The following is a 20,725-nucleotide window of genomic DNA, read 5'->3' on the forward strand; positions in this document are numbered from 1 at the left end:
CCCCAGACCCCATCAGTGGATTTGGGACAAGTCTGTGAGCCGGAGCGCCCGCGCGGCACGCGCAATCAGGGCCTGCGGCGCGTCCTGCACTCGCCAAGTGCAGCCCAAAATGACGAATGGGGTCTGGGGCCTGAGGCCCCAGCCGCCGGAGGCCCTTAACTGCCGCCGGAGGCCCCTAGCTGCGCAGGGCTTCTATGGGCGAGAGCCGGGCAGCGCGGGTGGCGGGCCACCAGCCGAAGAAGATGCCGATGGCGGCTGAGACGGCGAAGGCGGTCAGCACGGCTGTGGCGGTGACCTGGGTATCGAAGCCGATGAAATTGTCTGCGGCTTTGGCGAGGCTGGTGCCGGTGAGGACGCCGATGGTGCAGCCGATGAGCGAGAGCATGAGGGCTTCGAGGAGGAATTGCAGGCGGATGGCGCGGCGGGGTGCGCCGATGGCCATGCGGATGCCGATTTCGCGGGTGCGTTCGGTGACGCTGACCAGCATGATGTTCATGATGCCGATGCCGCCGACGATGAGGCTGATCGAGCCGATGGCGGCGAGCAGGATGGAGACGGCGGCGGTGGCGGTGCTGAGCGTGTCGGTGATGGCGGTGAGGTTGGCGACCTGGAAATCATCGACATCGCCGGGGCGGAGATTGTGGCGGCGGCGCAAGCTGCGGGTGATGTCGTCGATGGCGGGTTCGAGTGCTTCTGCCGAGGCGACGCTGACCGAGACGGTGCGGACGGCATCGCGAAAGGCGTTGGCTTGCAGCAGGCGCTGGGCGCTGGTGAGTGGCACGATGATCTGATCGTCGCGGTCTTGGCCGCCGAAGCCCTGGCCGCGTGGTTCGAGGATGCCGATGACGGTGAAGCTGACGCCCTTGATGCGGATCTGCTCGCTGGTGGCGAGGCGTGCGCCGAACAGTTTTTCGGCGACAGTCTGGCCGATGACGGCGACGCGGGCGCCGGCGCGTTCTTCGCGGGTGTTGAAGGCGCGGCCGTCCTCGACAGGCCATTCGTTGACGGTGAACCAGCCGGGGGTGGCGCCGGTGACATTGGTGGCCCAGTTGTTGGGGCCGGCGACGACCTGGGCGGGGACGGCGGTGCTGGGGGCGGCGGCGACGACGCCGGGCAGGGCGGCGATGGCCTCGGCATCATCGATGCGCAGCGAGGCGCCGGTGCCGGCGGCGCCGAGCACGCCGCCGGTGCGCGGGGCGCCGGCGGTGACGATGAGCAGGTTGGAGCCGAGGCCTGAGATGCTGTCGGCGACCTGTTTCTGCACGCCGCCGCCGATGCCGAGCATGAGGATGACGGCGGCGACGCCGATGATCATGCCGAGCATGGTGAGGAGCGAGCGCAGCCGGTTGGCGACGAGGGCGGCGAGCGCTTCGGCGAGCATGGCGGCGATCATGCGGCGGGCGCTTGTTCGGCGATGGCTTCGGGTGGGCCGTCATGGGTGATGCGGCCGTCCTGGATACGGACCACGCGGTTGGTGGCGCGGGCGACGGCGGGATCATGGGTGACGATGACGACGGTGACGCCGCGGCTTTCGTTCAATTGGCGGAACAGGGCGAGGACTTCGACGCCGGTCTTGCTGTCGAGCGCGCCGGTGGGTTCGTCGGCGAGCAGCAGGGCAGGCTGGTTGGCCAGCGCGCGGGCGATGGCGACGCGCTGCTGCTGGCCGCCGGAGAGCTGGGTGGGGCGCGAGGCGAGCTTGTCGGCGAGGCCGACGCTGGCGAGAAGCTCGGCGGCGCGGGCCTTGCGGGCGCTGGCGCTGGTGCCGGCATAGACCATGGGCAGCGCGGTGTTGGCGAGCGCGGTGAGGCGCGGCAGCAGGTTGAAGCCCTGGAAGACGAAGCCGATGCCGCCACCGCGCAGCGCTGCGAGCTCGGTTTCGGATAGCTCGCGCGTGTCCTTGCCCTTGAAGCGGTAATGGCCGGCGCTGGCGGTATCGAGGCAGCCGATGATATTCATGAGGGTGGATTTGCCCGAGCCGGATGGCCCCATGATCGAGACCAGCTCGCCGGGCATGATGCGCAGGCTGACGCCGTCAAGCGCGCGGAAGCTGCCGGCTTCGGAGGCATAGTCCTTGATGACGCCTTCGAGATCGATGAGCGCGGTCATTCGGATGTTTCTGTGCCGCCCTTCCGGTCGCGGGGTTGCTGGCCGGGGGGCCCGCTGAACATGCCGCCGCCGGGGCTGGTGTTGAGGCCGGTAATGACGCTTTCACCTGCCTTGAGCGGGCCTTCGAGGATTTCGCTGTTTTCGGTGTCGGCGACGCCGAGGCGGATGCGGCGCGGCGCTGGCTGGCCGCTTTCATCGACAAAGACGATGGCTTCATCATCGGCGAGGTCGCGCACCGGGGCCATGGCTTCGGGGCGGAAGCCGAGCGCGCCGTTGGGCAGCAGCAGGGCATCGGCACGCTCGGTGACGATGAAGCGGGCATCGGCGGTCATGCCCGGCAGCAGCGTGCCGTCCGGGTTTTCGGCCTCGACGACGACGGTGTAGGTCACGACATTCTGCTGTGTGACGGGATTGAGCCGGATCTGCTTGACGGCGCCTTCGAAGCTGCGCTCGGGATAGGCATCGACGGTGAAGACGACGCGCTGACCGGGGCGCACGCGGGCGATATCGGCTTCGGCGACCGAGGCTTCGATCTGCATGCGGGCGAGATCGAGGGCGATGGTGAAGAGGGTGGGGGTGTTGAAGGCGGCGGCCACGGTCTGGCCGAGATCGACTTCGCGGCTGATGACGACACCCGAGACCGGCGCGCGGATGACCGAAAAATCGAGATTGGCGCGGTCTTGCGCGACTTGCGCGCTGGCGGCGGCGACCTGGGCAGCGGCGCCGCGGGCATTGGCGACGAGCGTTTCATACTCCTGCTGGCTGATGTAATCGCGGGTGACGAGATCTTGCGCGCGGCGGACATTGGCGGCTTGCAGCGCGGCTTGCGCCCGGGCCTGGGCGAGTGCGGCCTCGCTGGCGGCCAGCCGGCTGGCGAACAGGGCGGGATCGAGCCGGAGCAGGACCTGGCCCTTCTCCACGGGATCGTTGAAATCGACGTCGAGGCTTTCGACCGTGCCCGAGACCTGGGTGCCGACATTGACGACGCGGATCGGGCCGAGCACGCCGTTGGCGGTGACGCTCTCGGTGATGCGGCCGCGGCTGACGGCGGCGGTGCGGAAGGGCGGCGGGGGCGGCGGGGCGGTGACGATGCGCCAGATGATGAGCAGGCCGAGCGCCATCAGGACGAGTGTGACGGCGATGAGCCAGCGGTTGCGGATCATTGCGGGGCCTCCTGATAGCGGGTCATGTCGCCGACCGCGCGGGCCAGCTCGGCCTGGGCGGTGCGGGTGTTGAACTCGGCCTGGACAAGCTGCTGGCGGGCGCTGGCAAGCGCGCTCTGGGCATTGAGCAGATCGGCGAAGGTGCCGGTGCCGGCGCGGTAGCGGCCTTGCGCGAGATCGGCGGATTCGGTGGCGCTGCTGACCAGCGCGCGCGCCGGGGACAGGCTGGCCAGCGCGTTTTCATAGGCGATATTCGCCTGCCAGACGGCGAGGCCGGCGCTTTGCCGGGCCTGTTCGAGGGTGGCGGCTTGCTGCGCGGCCTGGGCGCGGGCCTGGGCGATCTGGTAGCGCGTGGTCCAGCCCGAGAACAGCGGGACCGACAGCGTGATGCCGGCGCTGGTCAGGTTGCGGTCGATATCGGTATCGAGCGCGGAGAGCGTATTGGAGGCCTGAAAGCCGAGGCTGGGCCGCCCGGCCGAACGGGCGACGCGGACATTGGCTTCAGCTGATTCGAGCTGGGCGCGGGCGGCGCGCAGATCGGGGCGGAGCGTTTCAGCTTGCGTGATGAGCGTTTCGGCATCGCGGGCGAGAACGGCGACGCTGCCGAGCGGGGCGAGCGGGCCGAGGCTGAGCGCCGTGCCGGGCGGCAGGCCCATGGCGACGGCGAGGCGGGCGGCGGCGCTGGCGACATTGCCGCGGGTCTGGATCAGCGTGAGCTCGGCTTGGGCGGCTTGTGTTTCGCCTTGCAACCTGTCGGCGCTGGTGGCGACGCCGGCGGCCTTGCGCGCCGCAGCGAGATCGGCGGAAAGGCGGGCGAAATCGAGGTTGGCGAGATTGGCGGCTTCGACGGCGCGATTGGCTTCGAGCAGGTTCCAGGCGCTGACGACTTCGAGGACGACGGCCTGGGTGGTCTCATCGAACTGGGCGCTGAGCGCCTGGGCATTGGCATCGGCCGCCTCGATACGGCCGGCACGCGCCCCGCCATCGAGGATCAGCCAGTTGAGACCGAGGCGGACCGAGGTGGTGGTGGCGGTGGTGGTGGAGGCGCCGCCGCCGATGAACTGGCCATTGCCATCGACAAAGCCGGTGCCGCGAAAGCTTTGCGAGCGGTTGAGATTGGGGCCGATCTGGGCGTCGATCTGGGGCAGCAGGGCGCCGCGTGCCGCACCTGCGCCGGCGGCGGCGGCCTGGGCGGCGGCCCAGGCGGCGGCGGTGCGCGGGTTGCGGCACAGCGCGATGTCGACGGCGGCTTGCAGGCTCAGGGCCTCGGCTGGGGCTTCGCAGCGACCGGCGCGCTCGGCAGGAAATCAGGCCGCGGGGGTCATCGTGGCTCGGCTCGCCTTGGGCGAGGGCGAGCGCGAGGCTGAGGAGGAGCGGCATGGGGCGGGTCTAGGCCAAGGCGTGAGGATGGGGAAGCGCGCCATATTTGCGCAGCGCAGCATAAGCGCTAGTCTGCTTTCGATGAACGGGCACGCGCTGGGGGCTGAACGACTGGTGGTCGGCGATGTGGGGGGCAGCCATGCCCGCTTTGCCGTGGCCGTGCGCGCGCCGGACGGGGCGGTGCGGCTCGAGCGCGTGCGGGTGATGCCGGTTTCGGCGCATGACAGTCTGGCGGCGGCCTTTGCTGCCTATCGGGCCGAGCAGCGCGACCTGCCGGCAGCGGCGGTGCTGGCGGTGGCGGGCGGGGTCGAGGGTGGCTGGCTGCGCTTTGTCAACAATGGCTGGTCGGTGCCGCAGAGTGGGCTGGAGGACGCGCTGGGGCTGACGGGGCTGGCGCTGATCAATGATCTTGAGGCGGCGGGCCATGCCGTGGCGGCGGCCGGGCCGGGGGATGTGGCGAGCGTGTGCGGGCCGCGCGACGGCGCGCTGAGCGCGGCGGTGACGAGCATCATCGGGCCGGGGACGGGGCTGGGCGTGGCGATGCTGGTGCGCCATGCAGGCGGGCATGTGGTGGTGCCGACCGAGGCCGGGCATATCGGCTTTGCACCCACCGACGGCATTGAGGACCTGCTGCTGAGCGCGGTCAGGCGGGGGCTGACGGGGCGGGTGTCGGTAGAGCGGCTTGTCTCGGGGCCGGGGCTGGCGGCGATTCACCTGGCGCTGGGCGGCGCGCCGGCGGCGGACCAGCGGACGCTGTGGCGCGATGTGCTCGATGGCGAGAGCAGCGACGTGGCGGCGACGCTGGAGCGGTTTCTGGCGATGCTCGGCGGTTTTGCCGGCGACATTGCGCTGGCGCAGGGGGCGGGTGCGGTGGTGATTGCCGGCGGGCTGGGGGCGCGGCTGGGGGCGCGGCTGGCGCATCCGGCGTTCGAAGCGCGCTTTGCCGACAAGGGCCGCTTTGCGGCGCGCATGGCGGGGCTGCCGGTGGTGCGACTGCTGATCGACGAGCCGGGGCTGGTGGGGGCGGCGCGGTTCGGCTTCAGTCGGTAAGGTCGTTCCAGGCGTCGCGCAGCTTGTCGAAGAAACCTGACTGGCGCGGGGTGTTCTTGCCGCCTTCCTCGGCTTCGAGCGCCTGAAACTCCTCGAGCAGCTCGCGCTGGCGGCGGGTGAGCTTGACCGGCGTTTCGACATCGATCTGGACGACGAGATCACCGTAGCCGCCGCCGGCGCGGCCGCCGTTGAGCGCGGGCATGCCCTTGCCGCGCACCCGGAACTGCTTGCCGCTCTGGGTGCCGTGCGGGATTCGGATCACGGCGGCCTCGCGGTCGAGCGTGGGGACTTCGATTTCACCGCCCAGCGCGGCGGTGGTGATGGAAATGGGGGCGGTGGTGTAGAGGGTGGTGCCGTCGCGCTTGAAATAGCTGTGCGGCTTCATGTGGATGAAGATGTAGAGATCGCCGGCGGGGCCGCCGCGCGCACCTGCCTCGCCTTCGCCGGCGACGCGGATGCGGGTGCCGTCATCGACGCCCTGGGGCACGTTGACGGTGATGGTACGGCGCTTGTCGACCCGGCCCGAGCCCCGGCAATCGTCGCAGGGGTCGGGGATGATCTGGCCGGTGCCGTGGCAGGCCGGGCAGGCGCGCTCGACCATGAACAGGCCCTGGCGCATGGCGACACGGCCCTGCCCGTCGCAGGTGGTGCAGGCGCGCGGCGACGTGCCGGGCTTGGCGCCGGTGCCGCTGCAGGAGTCGCAATTGACCGCTGTTTCGATCTCTAGACTGGCGGTCTTGCCGGCGAAGGCGTCTTCGAGGGTGATGTCGAGATCGTAGCGCAGATCGGCGCCGCGGGCCGGGCCGGCGCGGCGGCCGCGCTGGCCGCCGCCCATGAATTCGCCGAAGATATTCTCGAAAATGTCGGAGAAGCCGCCGAAATCCTGCGCGTTGAAGCCGCCGCCGCCCTGCTGGAAGGCGGCATGGCCGAAGCGGTCATAGGCGGCGCGCTTCTGCGGGTCTTTCAGGCAGTCATAGGCTTCGTTGATCGCCTTGAAGCGCTGTTCCGCTTCGGCATCGCCGGGGTTCTTGTCGGGATGCCAGCGCATGGCGAGCCGACGATAGGCGCTTTTCAGCTTCCCGTCGTCTGCGGTGCGCTCGACTTCGAGCAGCTCATAGTAATCGATCTCGGTGGTCATCGCAGATGCGGCCCTTTCGATGCAGCGGCCGGGCGGTGAATGGCTTCACCGCCCGGCCGCCTGTCGGGTCACTTCTTGTCGTCTTCGGGCTCGACGTCCGAGAATTCGGCGTCGACGACATTGTCGTCCTTGGGCGCCTCGGCCGCAGGCGCCGCACCTTCCTGCTCGGCCTTGTAGATGGCTTCGCCGAGCTTCATCGCGGCCATCGACAGCGTGCTGGTCTTGGCGGTGATGGCGTCGGCGTCATCGCCGGCGAGCGCGGTCTTGACCTCGGCGATGGCGGCTTCGATCTCGGCCTTGACGCTGGCTTCGACCTTGTCGCCGTGTTCGCTGAGCTGGCGCTCGGTGGTGTGGACGAGGCTGTCGGCCTGGTTGCGGGCCTCGGCCGTGGCGCGGCGCTTCTTGTCTTCCTCGGCGAAGCGCTCGGCATCCTTGACCATCTGCTCGATGTCTTCGGGCGACAGGCCGCCCGAGGGCTGGATGCGGATCTGCTGTTCCTTGCCGGTGCCCTTGTCCTTGGCGGACACGCTGACGAGGCCGTTGGCATCGATGTCGAAGGTGACTTCGATCTGGGGCACGCCGCGCGGGGCGGGCGGGATGCCGACGAGATCGAACTGGCCGAGCAGCTTGTTGTCGGCTGCCATTTCCCGCTCGCCCTGGAAGACGCGGATGGTGACGGCCGACTGATTGTCGTCGGCGGTCGAATAGGTCTGCGCCTTTTTGGTGGGGATGGTGGTGTTGCGGTCGATCATGCGGGTGAAGACGCCGCCTAGCGTTTCGATGCCGAGCGACAGCGGTGTCACGTCGAGCAGCAGCACGTCCTTGACGTCGCCCTGCAGCACGCCGGCCTGGATGGCGGCGCCCATGGCGACCACTTCATCCGGGTTGACGCTGGTGTTGGGTTCCTTGCCGAACAGCTCTTTGACGAAGGCGCGCACGCGGGGCATGCGGGTCATGCCGCCGACGAGGATGACTTCGTCGATTTCGGACGCCTTGATGCCGGCTTCCTTGATCGCGTCGAGGCAGGGCTTGCGCGTGCGCTCGATGAGATCGACGACCAGCTTTTCAAGGTCGGTGCGGGTGATGGGCTTGACGAGGTGCTTGGGCCCGGTGGCGTCTGCCGTGATGAAGGGCAGGTTGACTTCGGTCGAGGCCGAGGACGACAGCTCGATCTTGGCCTTTTCGGCGGCCTCCTTGAGGCGCTGCAGGGCGAGCTTGTCCTTGGTCAGGTCGATGCCTTCGGCCTTCTTGAAATCGGCCGCGAGAAACTCGACAAGCTTGGCATCGAAATCCTCGCCGCCAAGGAAGGTGTCGCCGCTCGTGGACTTCACTTCGAAGACGCCGTCGCCAAGCTCGAGGACCGAGACGTCGAAAGTGCCGCCGCCGAGGTCATAGACGGCAACGGTCTTGGCGTCGGTCTTCTTGTCGAGGCCATAGGCGAGCGCGGCCGCGGTCGGCTCGTTGATGATGCGCAGCACTTCGAGTCCGGCGATCCTGCCGGCGTCTTTGGTGGCTTGGCGCTGGGCGTCGTTGAAATAGGCCGGCACGGTGATGACGGCCTGGCTGACGGTTTCGCCGAGATAGGCCTCGGCGGTTTCCTTCATCTTCTGGAGGATGAAGGCGGAAATCTGCGAGGGGCTGTAATCCTGACCGCCGGCCTGGACCCAGGCGTCGCCGGTGCTGCCCTTGACGATCTTGTAGGGAACGAGATCAGCGTCCTTCTTGGTCAGCGGATCATCGAAGCGGCGACCGATCAGGCGCTTGACGGCGAAGACCGTGTTTTCGGGGTTGGTGACGGCCTGGCGCTTGGCCGGCTGGCCGACGAGCCGCTCGCCGTCCTTGGTGAAGGCAACCTGGCTCGGCGTGGTGCGCGCGCCCTCGGCATTTTCGACGACCTTGGGCTGGCTGCCTTCCATCACGGCCACGCAGCTGTTGGTGGTGCCGAGGTCGATCCCGATAACTTTGGCCATATGTGTCTCTTCCTTTGCTCCCGGCCCGTGCGATGTCGCCCCCGAAGGCAGCGGCACCCATCGTCCGACATATTGTGTTCAGGTGAGGGGGATATAGGAATGACGTTTTGAGGCTGCAAGACGTGCGCGTGACAGGCAGGCGGCTGCAGGCTATCGCATGGCTTGCCGATGGGAGAGACGCGATGATGAAGCCTCTGATGATTGCAGCCCTGGCGCTGCTGCCGCTGCCGGCGCTGGCGGCGCCTGCCGAGGACGGGATCAAGAAGGCATGGGTGCGCATCAACCCGGCACCGGGGCGGCCGGCGGCCGGCTATTTCGTGATGATCAACGGACCCGAGGCGGACGCGCTGGTGGCAGCCGAAGCGCCGGGCGCGCGGATCGAGCTGCATACCGTGGCGATGACCGACGGTGTGATGCGGATGCGCCCCATCGACCGGCTGGCGCTGGCGCCGGGCGAGACGGTAGAATTCAAGTCGGGGGGCTATCACCTGATGCTCTTTGGCCTGACGGCGCCGGGCAAGACGCTGCCGGTGACGCTGGTCTTCGACTCTGGCGCACGGCGTACCGTCGAGGCCGAGGTGCGGATGGCCGGGGCCGGGCCACGCTGAGCCGCGATGGCGCATGAGGCTGACCGCGCGCTGACGGCGGCCGAGCGGCAGCTCGCCGGCGGCGTCTTCAACACCGCCATCGACTATGCGCAGGTGCAGGTGCGGCGGCGCAAGTATTTTCCCTTTCAGCCGCGCCGGATCACCATGGCGCCCAACGGCCATATCTGGTGCCACCCCGAGGGTGACAGCTGGGCGCCCTGCTATGCCTCGGGCCCGCTCGGCCAGCAGGCGCTGTTCATCCACGAAATGACCCATGTCTGGCAGCACCAGAGCGGCATCAATCTGCTGCTGCGCCGCCTGCCGTTTGCCCGCTACCACTATCGGCTGAAGGACGGCCGCCCGCTTTCCGCCTATGGCATCGAACAGCAGGCCTGCATCGTCGCCGACGCCTTTCTGGCCCGCGCCCGAGGCCGCGCTGACCCGGCGCTGGAGGCGCTGCTGCCGTTTGGGGTGTGAGGGCCTCCGGCGGGCAGTAGGGGCCTCCGGCGGCTGGGGCCTCAGGCCCCAGACCCCTTGAGTTGGTTTGGGATAGAGGCGGCGAGGGCAGGGCGCGCCGCAGGCTTTTGATTGCGCGTGCCGCGCGGGCGCTGCCGTCTCCGGGCTTGGCCAGATACCATGATTGGGGTCTGGGGCCTGAGGCCCCAGCCGCCGGAGGCTCTTATCGCTCAATCAGGCGGCGAGACTTCGACCAGCAGCTTGCCGAAATTGCTGCCCGAGTAGAGGGCTTTGACGGTTTCGGCGGCGTGTTCGAGGCCGGGGCGGATGTCTTGGCGGGTCTTGAGCTGGCCGGAGAGCATCCAGCCGGCCAGGGTCTGGGCGGCTTCGGCGTAGCGGGGCATGAAGTCGGTGACGATGAAGCCGCGGATGGTGAGGCGGCGCATCAGGATCATTGTCCAGAAGCCGGGGGGTTCGGTGGGCGTGAGGTCGTTGTAGCTGGAGATCAGGCCGCAAAGGGGCATGCGGCCGAAGAGGTTCATGCGCTTCACCACCTCGACCATGATGTCGCCGCCGACCTGCTCGAAGTTGATGTCGATGCCTTTTGGGGCGAGGCGGTCGAGTTCGGCGCCGACGTCTTGTGACTTGTAGTCGATGCAGGCGTCGAAGCCGAGCTCGGAGGTGACGAAGTCGCATTTGGCCTTTCCGCCGGCGATGCCGATGACCCGGCAGCCCTTGATCTTGCCGATCTGGCCGACGATCTGGCCGACGCCGCCGGCGGCCGCGCTGACGACGAGGGTTTCGCCGGGCTTGGGCTGGCCGATGTCGAGCAGGCCGAAATAGGCGGTGGGGCCGACGAGGCTGAGCGTGCCATAGGCGGCGGCGAGGCTGAGGCCGGGCAGCATCGGCATGGGCGCCATGGCGGTGCCGTCGGAGATGATATGGTCGGCCCATTCGCCGAGGCCGGCCATCAACTGGCCGACGTCGACGCCGGGCTTGCGGCTGGCGATGACGCGGCCGCAGACGCCGCCGCGCATGGCGTCGCCAAGGCCGACGGGGGGCATATATTGCTCCATGTCGCTCATCCAGATGCGGTTGGTGGGATCGAGCGAGAGGTAGATGATCTTGAGCAGGAACTGGCCCTCGGCGAGCGCGGGCAGCGGCTCGGCGGCATAGGCGAGATCCCCTTCGGCGATATCGCCGGTGGGGCGGCGGCGCAGGCGCCAGGCGTGGCGGTGGCTGGGCAGGTCGGTCATGGATGTTCCCTTTCGAGGACGAGGGCGAGCAGCGTATCGATGGCCTGGAGGGCGGCGGGTTCGGTGAGGGTGGGAGCATGGCCGACGCGGGGCACGGTGGCGACCATCAAATCGGGGAGGCGGGCGGCCATGTCCTGCTGGGCGGCCGGGCTGAAGACATCGGACAGGACGCCGCGCAGGCTGAGTACGGGCAGGCCGGTGAGGCCCTTGAAGGCGGCCCAGAGATTGACGCCGGCGTTGGCGCCGGGCAGGCGCAGGGCGTCGGCGATGCGCGGATCATAGTTGAAGACGACCCGGCCCGAGCTGCTGAGACGGCACAGGCGGTGCGCCTGAGCGAGCCAGTCCCGCAGCGTCCAGTCGGGGTGAGCGGCGTGATTGCGGGCTTGCAGATCGCGGGCGGCATGGACCCAGGTGAGCCAGTTGGCGGCGCGGCCGACATTGGCGCGCAGCCTGGCGAGACCTTCGGTTTCGAGCACGGGGCCGATGTCATTGAGGACGGCGCCGGCCATGGCGGCACGGTGGCCGGTGGTGAGCTGCATGGCGAGATGGCCGCCGAGCGAGTTGCCGATGACGACGAAGCGGCGGATGGCGGCGGCGTCTAGGAGGCGGCCGAGATCGAGCAGATAGGTGAGCGGGACATAGGTGAGCGAATCGCGTGGCCATGCCGATTCGCCGCGGCCGCGCAGGTCGGGCGCGATGAGACGCCAGCGGCCGGCGAGATGGGCGGCGAGGCCTTCGAAATCGGCGGCCGTGCGGGTGAGGCCGGGCAGGCAGAGCAGCGCCGGGCGGGCGGGATCATCGCCCGGCCATTCGCGGTAATGGAGGCGCAGATTGTCCTGGCTCCAGAACCAGCCGTCTTGATGGGGCCTGATTTCGGCAGCTGGCATCGGGGGCCTTTTTTGGGGAAGTTGTGAGTTTTTTTGACTCTGACTCAGTTGTCAGCTTATAGAAGCGACAATCTTGGGGATAGGAAAGAACTGGCAGAGTGGCAACGCGCGCGATCGATACAAGTGAAACCGAGGGCAAGGGCGAGAGCCGGGCCCGGCGTTATGACCCGGCGGAGACGCGGGCGAGGGTGCTTTCAGCCGCCTATATGCTGTTTTCAACCAAGGGTTTTGCGCGCACTGGCACGGCCGATATCGCGCGCGAGGCAGATGTTTCGGAAGGCTCGATCTTCTATCACTTCGGATCGAAGCAGAAGCTGCTGGAGGAGTTGGGGCGGCGGCACGGCGAGATGATGATCGCCTATATGCATGGCGAGGACGCGCTGGAGGATCTGGAGCCGGGCATCATCGTGCCGCGGGTGTTCGAGTTTGTCCGCGCCAATTCGATGTGGGAAGGCATGACCGGCGAGAGCTGCGAGGCGACGGCGCGGACCAAACTTATGATGAGCGCTGAGGTGGAGCCGTTTTATCATGCCGCCAAGGACACGGTGGTGGAATGGGTGCAGCGGCATATGGCGGCGGCCTTTGCCAAGCGCGGCATTGATGGCATCGAGATCGATATCGCCGCCTCGTTCACCCATTTGTTCGTGGGTGAGGCGATCGACCGGATTTTCGCCACCGATGATGCGGCGGAGCAGGCGCGGGTGGAGCGCGAGACCATCCGCTTCATGCGCGCGGCGTGCCGTTACGAGGTCTGAGCGCTGAGCATTGCGGTTGTTCAGGAGATGGGCGCGAGCATCGCGCCGAGCGGGCGGCCACCAAAGACATGGACATGGAGATGCGGCACTTCCTGGTGCGCATCGAGCCCGGCATTGGCGAGCAGGCGGTAGCCGGGAGTTTCGAGGCCGAGCTGGCGGGCGACGAGGCCGACGGCGCGGATGAAGCCGGCGATCTCCGCATCAGACGCATGAGCGGAAAAATCGGCCCAGCTGCGCCATTTGCCCTTGGGGATGACGAGGACATGGATGGGGGCCTGCGGGTTGATGTCGTGAAAGGCGAGCGACCATTCGTCTTCATGGACGCGCTTCGAGGGGATTTCGCCGCGCAGGATGCGGGCGAAGATATTGTTGTCATCATAGGGACCGGTGGCTTCGACGGGCATGATGGACCTCTGCTGGGCGGACCTGCTGCTGGTTGTGCCCGGACAGGTAGCATTGCGGCGCGGTGGGGACAATCGCGCGGGACGGGTTGCGCCAAAGCTGCGCCCGGCTGCGGGCGGCTGTGTTGCAGTGCGGCAGAGCGGGGCCTAGCCGGGGTCGGGTTTGCCTTGCCTGACTGTTGGCAGGGTCTGGCTTGAGGTAATGTGCGCGCCATGAACATTCTGCAATTTCTGGCGGAAATGGCCGGCACGGCGCTGCTGACGCTGGCGCTGCTGTCGGTGTTGAGTGCGCTGTGGACGGTGTGGGCGGTGCCTGCGATGCATGTGGTGCGTGAGCCGCGCTGGCTGCGCGTGCCGGCGGTGACGGGGATGGTGGGCGTTTCGGCGGCGGCTTCGGCTGGGTTTGCCGATGGCTCCGGGGCGCTGGCCACAGCGCTTCTGCTGCTTGGGGTGGCAGCGCTGGTTGGTTGGCGGTTGCCGCGGCTGCACGCCGCCGGTGTGGTGATGATGACGGTGGCCGGGCTTTCGGTGCCGGTGACATCGGTGTGGATGTGGGGGCTTTTGGGCGAACTGGGCTTTCCCGGCTGGGCGCGGGGGCTGTTTCTGGGCGCGGTGGTGGCGGGGCTGGTGCCGGCGGTGATGCGCACGGCGGCGCTGCTGGTGCATGATGCGGCGCTGACCCACCGCGACTGGCGGCGGCCGCACCGGGCGCTGGCGGCGCGCGCGGAGGGCGCGTTCGTGTCGGTGCATGTGCCCTGCCATGCCGAGCCGCCGGCGCTGGTGATGGCGACGCTCGATGCGCTGGCGGCGCAGGACTATGCGGATTTTGAAGTGCTGGTTTGCGACAACAATACTGCCGACGAGGCGCTTTGGCGGCCGGTGCAGGCGCATTGTGCCTGGCTCAACCAGCGGCTGGGGCAGCGGCGGTTCCGCTTCTTTCATGTGTCGCCGATTGCCGGGGCCAAGGCCGGTGCGCTTAACTATCTGCTGCGCGAGATGGCGGCCGGGACCGAGCTGGTGGCGGTGGTCGATGCTGATTATCTGGCCGAGCCGCAGTTTCTGAGCCAGCTGGTCGGCCATTTTGACGATCCGGCCATTGGCTATGTGCAGACGCCGCATGATTACCGCGACTTTGCTTCCGAGGCCTATCTGCGCGGCTGCTATTTTGAATATATGCCGGCCAACCGGGTGAGCTTTCCCGGGCTCAATGAATATGGCTGTGCGGTGACGATCGGGACCATGTGCCTGCTGCGCGCAGAGGCGCTGGTGCGCGCCGGGGGCTGGGCGGAATGGTGCTTGTCGGAGGACAGCGAGCTTTCGGTGCGGCTGCGCGGGCTGGGCTATCAGGGCATTTTCGTGGACGAGACCTTTGGGCGCGGGCTGATTCCGGCGACCTTCCTCGATTACAAGAAGCAGCGCTTCCGCTGGATGGCGGGGCCGGTGCAGCAGGTGGTGCGGCATTGGCGGATGCTGTTGCCGCGCGCGCTGGGCGGCGTGGGGCAGCTGAACGGCTGGTCGAAGCTGCTCGAGGTGGAGCGCAGCATGGGGCCGGTGATGCTGGCGGCGCGCACGGTGATGGGCACTGCAGCTGGTGTGCTGGCGGGGCTGTTGACGCTGGCGGGTCTGTTGCCGGTGTTTGTGCTGCCCGCGGTGGGTTGGTGGGCGCTGGTGCTGGCGAGCACGGCCTCGCTCATTCATGCGACGACGCGGATGCGGCTGGCGGGCTGTACGCGGCCGGGCGACATGGCGCGCGCCGCACTCGCCCGCATGGCGCTGAGCTGGGTGACGATGGTGGCGGGCGTGGCGGGGCTGACCGGGCGGCGGCTGGCGTGGCGGCGGACGCCGAAGTTTGAAGCGGCGCGGTCAGGCGTGGCGGCGCTGCGCAGCGTCTGGGCCGAGACGGCGCTGGGCCTTGGCTTTTTCGCGGTGACGATGGGGATGGCGGCGCTGGGCGGCGCGCTGGGGCGTGACCTGGCGCTGCTGACCGGGGCGAGCGCGCTGCTGGCGTCGATGCGCTTTCTGGCGGCGCCGGTGATGGCCCTGATGAGCGAGGCGCGGCTGGCGGCGCGGCCCGAGGCGGTGGCCGAGCCGGAGATCATGCTGCGCAAGGCGGCCTGAGCGCGGTGGAGGCGCTGCCGCTCTTTTTGACGCTGAGCGGGCGCGAGGTGATCGTGCTTGGCGACGGCGAGGCGGCGGCGGCCAAGGCGCGGCTGGTGGTGGCCGCCGGCGGGCTGGTATGCGGTGAGAGCGCTGAGGCGCCGGTGCTGGCCTTTGTCGGCATCGAGGATGAGGCCGAGGCGGCGGCGGCGGCGGCGCGGCTCCGGGCGCGCGGACTGCTGGTCAATGTGGTGGACAAGCCCGGGATGAGCGATTTTCTGATGGGGGCGATTGTCGACCGCTCGCCGGTGGTGGTGGCGATTTCGACGGGTGGGGCCTCGGCCAGCCTGTCGAGGGCGCTGCGCGGCCGGCTGGAGGCGATGTTGCCGGCCTCGCTGGGCGCGCTGGCACGCGCCATTGGCGGGGCGCGCGGGGCGGCGGCGGCGCGGCACGGGAGCGTGGCCGACCGGCGGCGGCTCTGGGAGCGGGCGCTGGCGGAGGGTGGGCCGCTTGATCCGCTGGTGGCGCTTGATGACGCGGCGGCGACGGTGGCGGCGGCGATTGACGGCGGCTCGGCGGCGGTGACCGAGACGCGCGAGATTGTGGTGACGAGTGCGGACCCGGGCGAGTTGACGCTCAACCAGCTGGGCTGGCTGGGGCGGTGTGATGCGCTGCTGGTGGCGGGCGATGTGCCGGCGGCGGTGGTGGACCGGGCGCGGCGTGATGCAGTGCGGCTCGCAGCACTGCCTGCCGAGCCTGTGGAGGGGCTGACGGTGGTGCTGCGCTATTCGAGCAGCTCGGTGTCCCAGTAGAGATAGTCGCGCCAGGTCTCGTGGAGATAATGCGGCGGGAAGGCGCGGCCATTTTCCTGAAGGCTGTGGGTGGTGGGCTGATGGGGTCGGCTGTGCAGCTGCATATGCGCTTCGGCCGGCGTGCGGCCGCCCTTGCGGAGGTTGCACGGCGCGCAGGCGGTGGTGACATTGGCCCATGTGGTGCGACCGCCATAGGCGCGCGGCACGACATGATCGAAGGTGAGATCATTGTGGGCGCCGCAATATTGGCAGGTGAACTTGTCACGCAGGAACAGGTTGAAGCGGGTGAAGGCGGGATGGCTGGAGGGGCGCACATATTGACGCAGCGCAATGACCGAGGGCAGCCTCATGTCGAGATTGGGGCTGCGGATCACCCGGTCATATTCGGCGACGATGTCGACGCGTTCAAGGAAGGCGGCCTTGACGGCGGTTTGCCAGGGCCAGAGCGAGAGCGGATAATAGGAGAGCGGCGTATAATCGGCGTTGAGGACGAGGGCGGGGCAGCTTTCCGGCGGGGTATGAACATCATGGCCATGAGGCGGCGGGGAAAGGATGTCGGAATGGTACATGACTGCGCCGTCTCCCTGCTATGGGAACGGCCGATGACCACAGGCCCTGTCGCACTCAAGGCCGTGCGATGCAGCGGCCATTTCCGTGGTTGGAGCCTCCATACAACAGTTCGTGTGTCAGGCAAATGACAGCACAGCATATGGTTGGGGATAAGTTGGTCCGCACGCGCTTTGCGCCGAGCCCGACGGGGCGGCTGCATCTGGGTCATGTGCGCTCGGCGTGGGAGGGCTGGCGGCTGGCACGGGCGGCCGGCGGGCAGTGGCTGATGCGGATGGAGGACATTGACGAGGGGCGGTGCCGGCCCGCGTTTGAGGCGGGGATTTTTGAAGATCTGGCATGGCTGGGGCTGGACTGGGATGAGCCGGTGGTACGGCAGAGCGCGCGGAGGGACTCCTATCGGGATGCGCTGGCACGACTGCGGGACATGGGGCTGATCTACCCCTGCGTGTGCACGCGGGCGGATATTGCCGCTGCTGTTTCGGCGCCGCATTTCGGGCGGATGGGGCCGGAGGGGCCGCTTTATCCGGGGACCTGCCGGGGACGCGGTGTGCCAGAAGGCGGGGGGTTGGACGGGGCGGCATGGCGGCTCGATGCGGCGCGGGCGGCGGCGATGCTGGGGGACTTGCGGTTCGAGGATGCCAGAGCTGGCGAGGTGCTGGTGGAGCCGGGGCTTCTTGGTGATTTCGTGGTGGCGCGGCGGGATGCGGGCGTGGCCTATCATCTGGCGGTGGTGGTGGATGATGCGCATCAGCAGGTGAGCGATGTGGTGCGCGGTGAGGACCTGCTGCCGGCTTGCCATGGCCAGCGGCTGTTGCAGGCGGCGCTCGGCTTGCCGGCCGTGCGCTATCATCATCACCCGCTGCTGCTGGGGCCTGACGGCAAGCGGCTGGCCAAGCGCGACCACAGCATGACCGTGGCCGACATGCGGGCGCGCGGCTTGTCGGCGGCCGAGGTGCTGGCGGCGGCTGGTGCGGCAGTTTGACCGGATTTGCGCGTGGGCCGGTTTTTCGGGCTTTGGGCATGGCGTCCGGGGTGAGGGGGCGTTAAGGGTGGAGAATGCAGGTCGCGCTTATCGTTCTTATGGTCTTTGCCGCCGTGGCGACGCTGGCGGTTTTGGCGCGCGGCATCATCATCATGGCGCGCGGCAAGGATGTGGGCGGCAAGAAGTCCAATCTGATGATGAGCTACCGGGTCGCCTTTCAGGCGCTGGCGATCATTTTCATCGTGCTGCTGTTCCTGGTCAACCGACAGGGCTGAGCAGGCGGCTTCGTGGTCAAGCTCAACCGGATCTACACACGCACGGGTGACGAGGGCACGACCGGGCTGGTGGATGGCTCGCGGCGGTCGAAGGCCGATCCGCGCTTGCAGGTGGTGGGCGGGGTCGATGAGCTGAACGCGGCTGTTGGCATGGCGCGGGTGTTGGCCGAGGGCGACATCGCGGCAGCGCTCGCCCGGGTGCAGAATGACCTGTTCGATCTGGGTGCTGACCTTGCCACGCCGGGCGAGATTGAAGGCGCGCTCAGGGTGAGTGACGCACAGGTGGTGCGGCTGGAGCGCGAGCTGGACGCGGTGACCGATACGCTGCCGTCGCTCACCAGCTTTGTTCTGCCGGGCGGCACGGCGCTGGCGGCGGCGCTGCATGTGGCGCGGACCGTGTGTCGGCGCGCGGAGCGGGACGGGGTGGCGGCGGTGGCGGCGGGCGAGGCGCTGTCGGGCCCGGCGATGCGCTACCTCAACCGGCTTTCGGACCTGTTGTTTCAGCTTGCACGGTTGGCCAATGCGCCGGACGGTGACATATTGTGGGTGCCCGGCGCCAACCGCGAGTGAGGAGCGCATGAACGTTCAGAGCCTCTCTTCCGCCGTGCAGGGAGATCGTCTGAGAGCGCTGTTCGAGCAGGTGCGCGGGCGGACGGTGGCGCTGATTGGCCCACTTTCGGATGCGGATGCGAGCGCCCAGTCGATGCCCGATGCCTCGCCGGCGAAATGGCATCTGGCGCATACGACCTGGTTTTTCGAGACGTTCGTCCTGGCCGGCGAGCCGGTGTTTGATGCGGATTTCGGCTTTCTGTTCAACAGCTATTATGAGGCGCTGGGGCCGCGGCTGGCGCGCGACCGGCGCGGCATGCTGACCCGGCCGACGCTGGCGCGGGTGCTGGAATGGCGTGCCGACATTGATGCGCGGGTGGCACGGCGGCTGGACGGGCTTGATGAGGCGCAGCGCGCGCTGCTGCTTTTGGGCTGTCATCATGAGATGCAGCATCAGGAACTGCTGCTGACCGATCTGCTCGATTTGATGGCGGCGAACCCGACCGAGCCGGCGGTGTGGCAGGCGGGGCCGGCGGCACCGAGCCCGGCGCGGGAATATGGCTGGCGCGAGGTGGCGGGCGGGCTGCATGAGATTGGTCATGATGGCGATGGTTTCGCCTTTGATTGCGAGGGGCCGCGCCACCCTGTGTATCTGGCGCCCTTCCGGATCTGCGAGGCGCTGGTGAGCAATGCCGACTGGGCCGACTTCATTGCCGATGGCGGCTATGACCGGGCCTCGCTGTGGCTGTCGGATGGCTGGGCGTGGCGGCAGCGCGAGGGGATCTCGGCGCCGCTGCACTGGCGCGCCGAGGAGGGCTGGTGGTCGGGGTTTGGGCTTTCGGGCCGCCAGCCGCTCGACCCGGAGGCACCGGTTTGCCATGTCAGCTTTTATGAGGCGGATGCCTTTGCCAGCTGGGCCGGGGCGCGGCTGCCGAGCGAGGCGGAATGGGAAGTGGCGGCGGCTGACGCGGACCCGGCGGGCGGCAACCAGCTTGACCGTGCCGGGGCGGTGCGGCCGATCGGCTCGGCTTCGATGTTTGGTGATTGCTGGCAATGGACGGCGAGCGCATTTCGGCCCTATCCGGGGTTTCGGCCCGCGCCTGGGGCTGTGGGCGAGTATAATGGCAAGTTCATGAGCGGGCAGATGGTGCTGAAGGGCGCCAGCTGCGCGACGCCGCGCGGCAGCTCGCGGGCGAGTGTGAGGAACTTTTTTGCGCCGGAGGCGCGCTGGCAATTTTCCGGTGTGCGGCTGGCACGCGACATTTGAGGGGCGGTCATGGCCGATGCGGACGAGTTTGAGGGGGCGGGCGATTTTGCCCGCGATGTGCGCGCCGGGCTGGCGCAGGCGCAGAAAGTGATCCCGGCGCGCTGGCTCTATGACCGGCGCGGTTCGGAGATTTTCGAGGCGATTACCGACCTCGCTGACTATTATCCCACCCGCACCGAGGTCGCGATATTGGTGGATTTTGCCGGCGATGTGGCCGACGCGGTGGGGCCGGGGCGGGCGGTGATCGAATTTGGTTCGGGATCGAGCACCAAGACGCCGCTGCTGCTGCGCGCGGTGGCGCCTGCGGCTTATGTGCCGGTGGATATTTCGGGCGCTTTTCTGCGCGCCTCGGCGGGTGCGCTGGCGGCGGATTTTCCGGGGCTGGCGGTGCATCCGGTGGAGGGGGATTTCACCCGGCGCTTTGCCTTGCCGGCGCTGGGCGCGCCGTGGCTGGGCTTTTTTCCCGGCTCGACGATCGGCAATCTGACGCCGGCGGCGGCCGTGGACCTGCTGCGCGGCTGGGGCGGCTTGCTGGGGGCGGGCAGCTGGCTGTTGATCGGCTTTGACCTGGCCAAGGACAGCGGCGTGCTGGAAGCGGCCTATGACGACAGCGAGGGCGTGACGGCGGCGTTCAACCTCAATCTGCTGGCGCGGATCAACCGTGAGCTGGCCGGCACGGTCAGGCTTTCGGATTTTCGGCACCTTGCGCTCTGGAATGCAGCTGCGAGCCGGGTGGAGATGCATCTGGAGGCGCTGCGCGATACCGCGTTCGAGGCGGCGGGGCAGCGGTTTTCGATGCGGGCGGGCGAGACCATCCACACCGAGAACAGCCACAAATGGACGCTGGATGCGGTGCGGCTGATGGGCCGGGCGGCGGGCTGGACGCCGGTGACGAGCCGCGAGGACGCGCAGGGCTGGTTCAGCCTGCAGCTGTGGCGGCGGGATGCCGGGGGCATGCAGCCCTGACAGGTCTGAAGCGATCCTGCGACGGCTGCGAGGTTGACGTTTGCGTGAGGTTGGGCCA

The 20,725-nt window shown here is 68.4% G+C and carries 21 protein-coding genes; 11 read left to right on the forward strand and 10 right to left on the reverse strand.

The genetic code is table 11. The annotated features are described in order from the left end of the window. Nucleotides 1-175: 175 nt before the first annotated feature. From ACMVO5_RS11340 to ACMVO5_RS11355, 4 genes are read right to left on the reverse strand one after another with little or no spacing between them, the layout of a single operon-like run. A complete protein-coding gene (locus ACMVO5_RS11340) occupies nucleotides 176-1,393 on the reverse strand; it encodes an ABC transporter permease (RefSeq protein WP_416907609.1) in 1,218 nt (405 codons plus the stop codon). Beyond that, on the reverse strand, nucleotides 1,390-2,106 hold the full coding sequence (locus ACMVO5_RS11345) for an ABC transporter ATP-binding protein (protein ID WP_416907610.1): 717 nt from the start codon (nucleotides 2,104-2,106) through the stop codon (nucleotides 1,390-1,392). Before ACMVO5_RS11345 ends, ACMVO5_RS11340 begins: the two co-directional genes overlap by 4 nt. Continuing rightward, nucleotides 2,103-3,269, reverse strand: a complete 1,167-nt coding sequence (locus ACMVO5_RS11350; protein WP_416907611.1) for an efflux RND transporter periplasmic adaptor subunit — start codon at nucleotides 3,267-3,269, stop codon at nucleotides 2,103-2,105. Before ACMVO5_RS11350 ends, ACMVO5_RS11345 begins: the two co-directional genes overlap by 4 nt. Then, the gene (locus tag ACMVO5_RS11355) at nucleotides 3,266-4,531 is read right to left on the reverse strand and encodes a TolC family protein (RefSeq protein WP_416909366.1); all 1,266 of its coding nucleotides are present in this window, start codon (nucleotides 4,529-4,531) and stop codon (nucleotides 3,266-3,268) included. Before ACMVO5_RS11355 ends, ACMVO5_RS11350 begins: the two co-directional genes overlap by 4 nt. A 199-nt stretch (nucleotides 4,532-4,730) precedes the next feature. Here ACMVO5_RS11355 and ACMVO5_RS11360 point away from each other — a divergent pair, with 199 nt between their 5' ends. Further along, complete coding sequence (locus ACMVO5_RS11360) at nucleotides 4,731-5,699, forward strand: glucokinase (RefSeq protein WP_416907612.1); 969 nt, start codon at nucleotides 4,731-4,733, stop codon at nucleotides 5,697-5,699. Here ACMVO5_RS11360 and dnaJ read toward each other — a convergent pair. Next, on the reverse strand, nucleotides 5,689-6,837 hold the full coding sequence (gene dnaJ, locus ACMVO5_RS11365) for a molecular chaperone DnaJ (protein WP_416907613.1): 1,149 nt from the start codon (nucleotides 6,835-6,837) through the stop codon (nucleotides 5,689-5,691). The two genes, ACMVO5_RS11360 and dnaJ, sit on opposite strands and share 11 nt — an antisense overlap. A gap of 68 nt (nucleotides 6,838-6,905) precedes the next feature. After that, nucleotides 6,906-8,807 carry a molecular chaperone DnaK gene (gene dnaK / locus ACMVO5_RS11370; RefSeq protein WP_416907614.1) on the reverse strand — a complete coding sequence of 634 codons (1,902 nt, stop codon included), beginning with the start codon at nucleotides 8,805-8,807 and terminating at the stop codon, nucleotides 6,906-6,908. Nucleotides 8,808-8,989: 182 nt separating this feature from the next. On the opposite strand from dnaK, the gene ACMVO5_RS11375 reads away from it, so the two are divergent. Both ACMVO5_RS11375 and ACMVO5_RS11380 read left to right on the forward strand, forming a co-directional pair. Next, nucleotides 8,990-9,415: a copper chaperone PCu(A)C gene (locus ACMVO5_RS11375; protein ID WP_416907615.1), complete on the forward strand. Its 426-nt coding sequence runs from the start codon at nucleotides 8,990-8,992 to the stop codon at nucleotides 9,413-9,415. 6 nt (nucleotides 9,416-9,421) lie between these two features. Then, on the forward strand, nucleotides 9,422-9,871 hold the full coding sequence (locus ACMVO5_RS11380; protein ID WP_416907616.1) for a vgr related protein: 450 nt from the start codon (nucleotides 9,422-9,424) through the stop codon (nucleotides 9,869-9,871). A 209-nt stretch (nucleotides 9,872-10,080) separates the two neighbouring features. Here ACMVO5_RS11380 and ACMVO5_RS11385 read toward each other — a convergent pair whose 3' ends face one another. Both ACMVO5_RS11385 and ACMVO5_RS11390 read right to left on the reverse strand, forming a co-directional pair. Beyond that, a complete protein-coding gene (locus tag ACMVO5_RS11385) occupies nucleotides 10,081-11,106 on the reverse strand; it encodes an NADP-dependent oxidoreductase (RefSeq protein ID WP_416907617.1) in 1,026 nt (341 codons plus the stop codon). After that, nucleotides 11,103-11,993, reverse strand: a complete 891-nt coding sequence (locus ACMVO5_RS11390; protein ID WP_416907618.1) for an alpha/beta fold hydrolase — start codon at nucleotides 11,991-11,993, stop codon at nucleotides 11,103-11,105. The genes ACMVO5_RS11385 and ACMVO5_RS11390 overlap by 4 nt, the downstream gene beginning before the upstream one ends. Before the next feature lie 98 nt (nucleotides 11,994-12,091). Between ACMVO5_RS11390 and ACMVO5_RS11395 the strand changes: the two genes are divergently transcribed. Further along, nucleotides 12,092-12,748, forward strand: a complete 657-nt coding sequence (locus ACMVO5_RS11395) for a TetR/AcrR family transcriptional regulator (protein WP_416907619.1) — start codon at nucleotides 12,092-12,094, stop codon at nucleotides 12,746-12,748. A gap of 20 nt (nucleotides 12,749-12,768) precedes the next feature. Here the strand turns inward: ACMVO5_RS11395 and ACMVO5_RS11400 are convergent, their stop codons facing one another. Further along, the gene (locus tag ACMVO5_RS11400) at nucleotides 12,769-13,152 is read right to left on the reverse strand and encodes a histidine triad nucleotide-binding protein (RefSeq protein WP_416907620.1); all 384 of its coding nucleotides are present in this window, start codon (nucleotides 13,150-13,152) and stop codon (nucleotides 12,769-12,771) included. Between the two features lie 210 nt (nucleotides 13,153-13,362). On the opposite strand from ACMVO5_RS11400, the gene ACMVO5_RS11405 reads away from it, so the two are divergent. Beyond that, a complete protein-coding gene (locus ACMVO5_RS11405; RefSeq protein ID WP_416907621.1) occupies nucleotides 13,363-15,267 on the forward strand; it encodes a glycosyltransferase in 1,905 nt (634 codons plus the stop codon). A gap of 5 nt (nucleotides 15,268-15,272) precedes the next feature. Continuing rightward, entirely contained in the window at nucleotides 15,273-16,058 is a 786-nt protein-coding gene (locus ACMVO5_RS11410; protein ID WP_416907622.1) for a precorrin-2 dehydrogenase/sirohydrochlorin ferrochelatase family protein, read from the forward strand. Here the strand turns inward: ACMVO5_RS11410 and ACMVO5_RS11415 are convergent. Continuing rightward, the gene (locus ACMVO5_RS11415; protein ID WP_416907623.1) at nucleotides 16,031-16,627 is read right to left on the reverse strand and encodes an HNH endonuclease; all 597 of its coding nucleotides are present in this window, start codon (nucleotides 16,625-16,627) and stop codon (nucleotides 16,031-16,033) included. The two genes, ACMVO5_RS11410 and ACMVO5_RS11415, sit on opposite strands and share 28 nt — an antisense overlap. Before the next feature lie 155 nt (nucleotides 16,628-16,782). Between ACMVO5_RS11415 and gluQRS the strand changes: the two genes are divergently transcribed. The 5 genes from gluQRS to egtD all read left to right on the forward strand — a co-directional run bounded on the left by gluQRS (nucleotide 16,783) and on the right by egtD (nucleotide 20,667). Continuing rightward, a complete protein-coding gene (gluQRS, locus tag ACMVO5_RS11420; protein WP_416907624.1) occupies nucleotides 16,783-17,610 on the forward strand; it encodes a tRNA glutamyl-Q(34) synthetase GluQRS in 828 nt (275 codons plus the stop codon). Between the two features lie 74 nt (nucleotides 17,611-17,684). Beyond that, nucleotides 17,685-17,885 carry a twin transmembrane helix small protein gene (locus ACMVO5_RS11425; RefSeq protein ID WP_416907625.1) on the forward strand — a complete coding sequence of 67 codons (201 nt, stop codon included), beginning with the start codon at nucleotides 17,685-17,687 and terminating at the stop codon, nucleotides 17,883-17,885. 12 nt (nucleotides 17,886-17,897) lie between these two features. Continuing rightward, nucleotides 17,898-18,455, forward strand: coding sequence for a cob(I)yrinic acid a,c-diamide adenosyltransferase (locus ACMVO5_RS11430; RefSeq protein ID WP_416907626.1), 558 nt, complete (start codon nucleotides 17,898-17,900; stop codon nucleotides 18,453-18,455). Nucleotides 18,456-18,462: 7 nt separating this feature from the next. Continuing rightward, a complete protein-coding gene (egtB, locus tag ACMVO5_RS11435; RefSeq protein WP_416907627.1) occupies nucleotides 18,463-19,701 on the forward strand; it encodes an ergothioneine biosynthesis protein EgtB in 1,239 nt (412 codons plus the stop codon). A gap of 9 nt (nucleotides 19,702-19,710) precedes the next feature. Continuing rightward, a complete protein-coding gene (gene egtD, locus ACMVO5_RS11440; RefSeq protein ID WP_416907628.1) occupies nucleotides 19,711-20,667 on the forward strand; it encodes an L-histidine N(alpha)-methyltransferase in 957 nt (318 codons plus the stop codon). Nucleotides 20,668-20,725 lie beyond the last annotated feature (58 nt).

This window comes from Polymorphobacter sp. (assembly GCF_048007885.1).
GTDB lineage: Bacteria > Pseudomonadota > Alphaproteobacteria > Sphingomonadales > Sphingomonadaceae > Sandarakinorhabdus.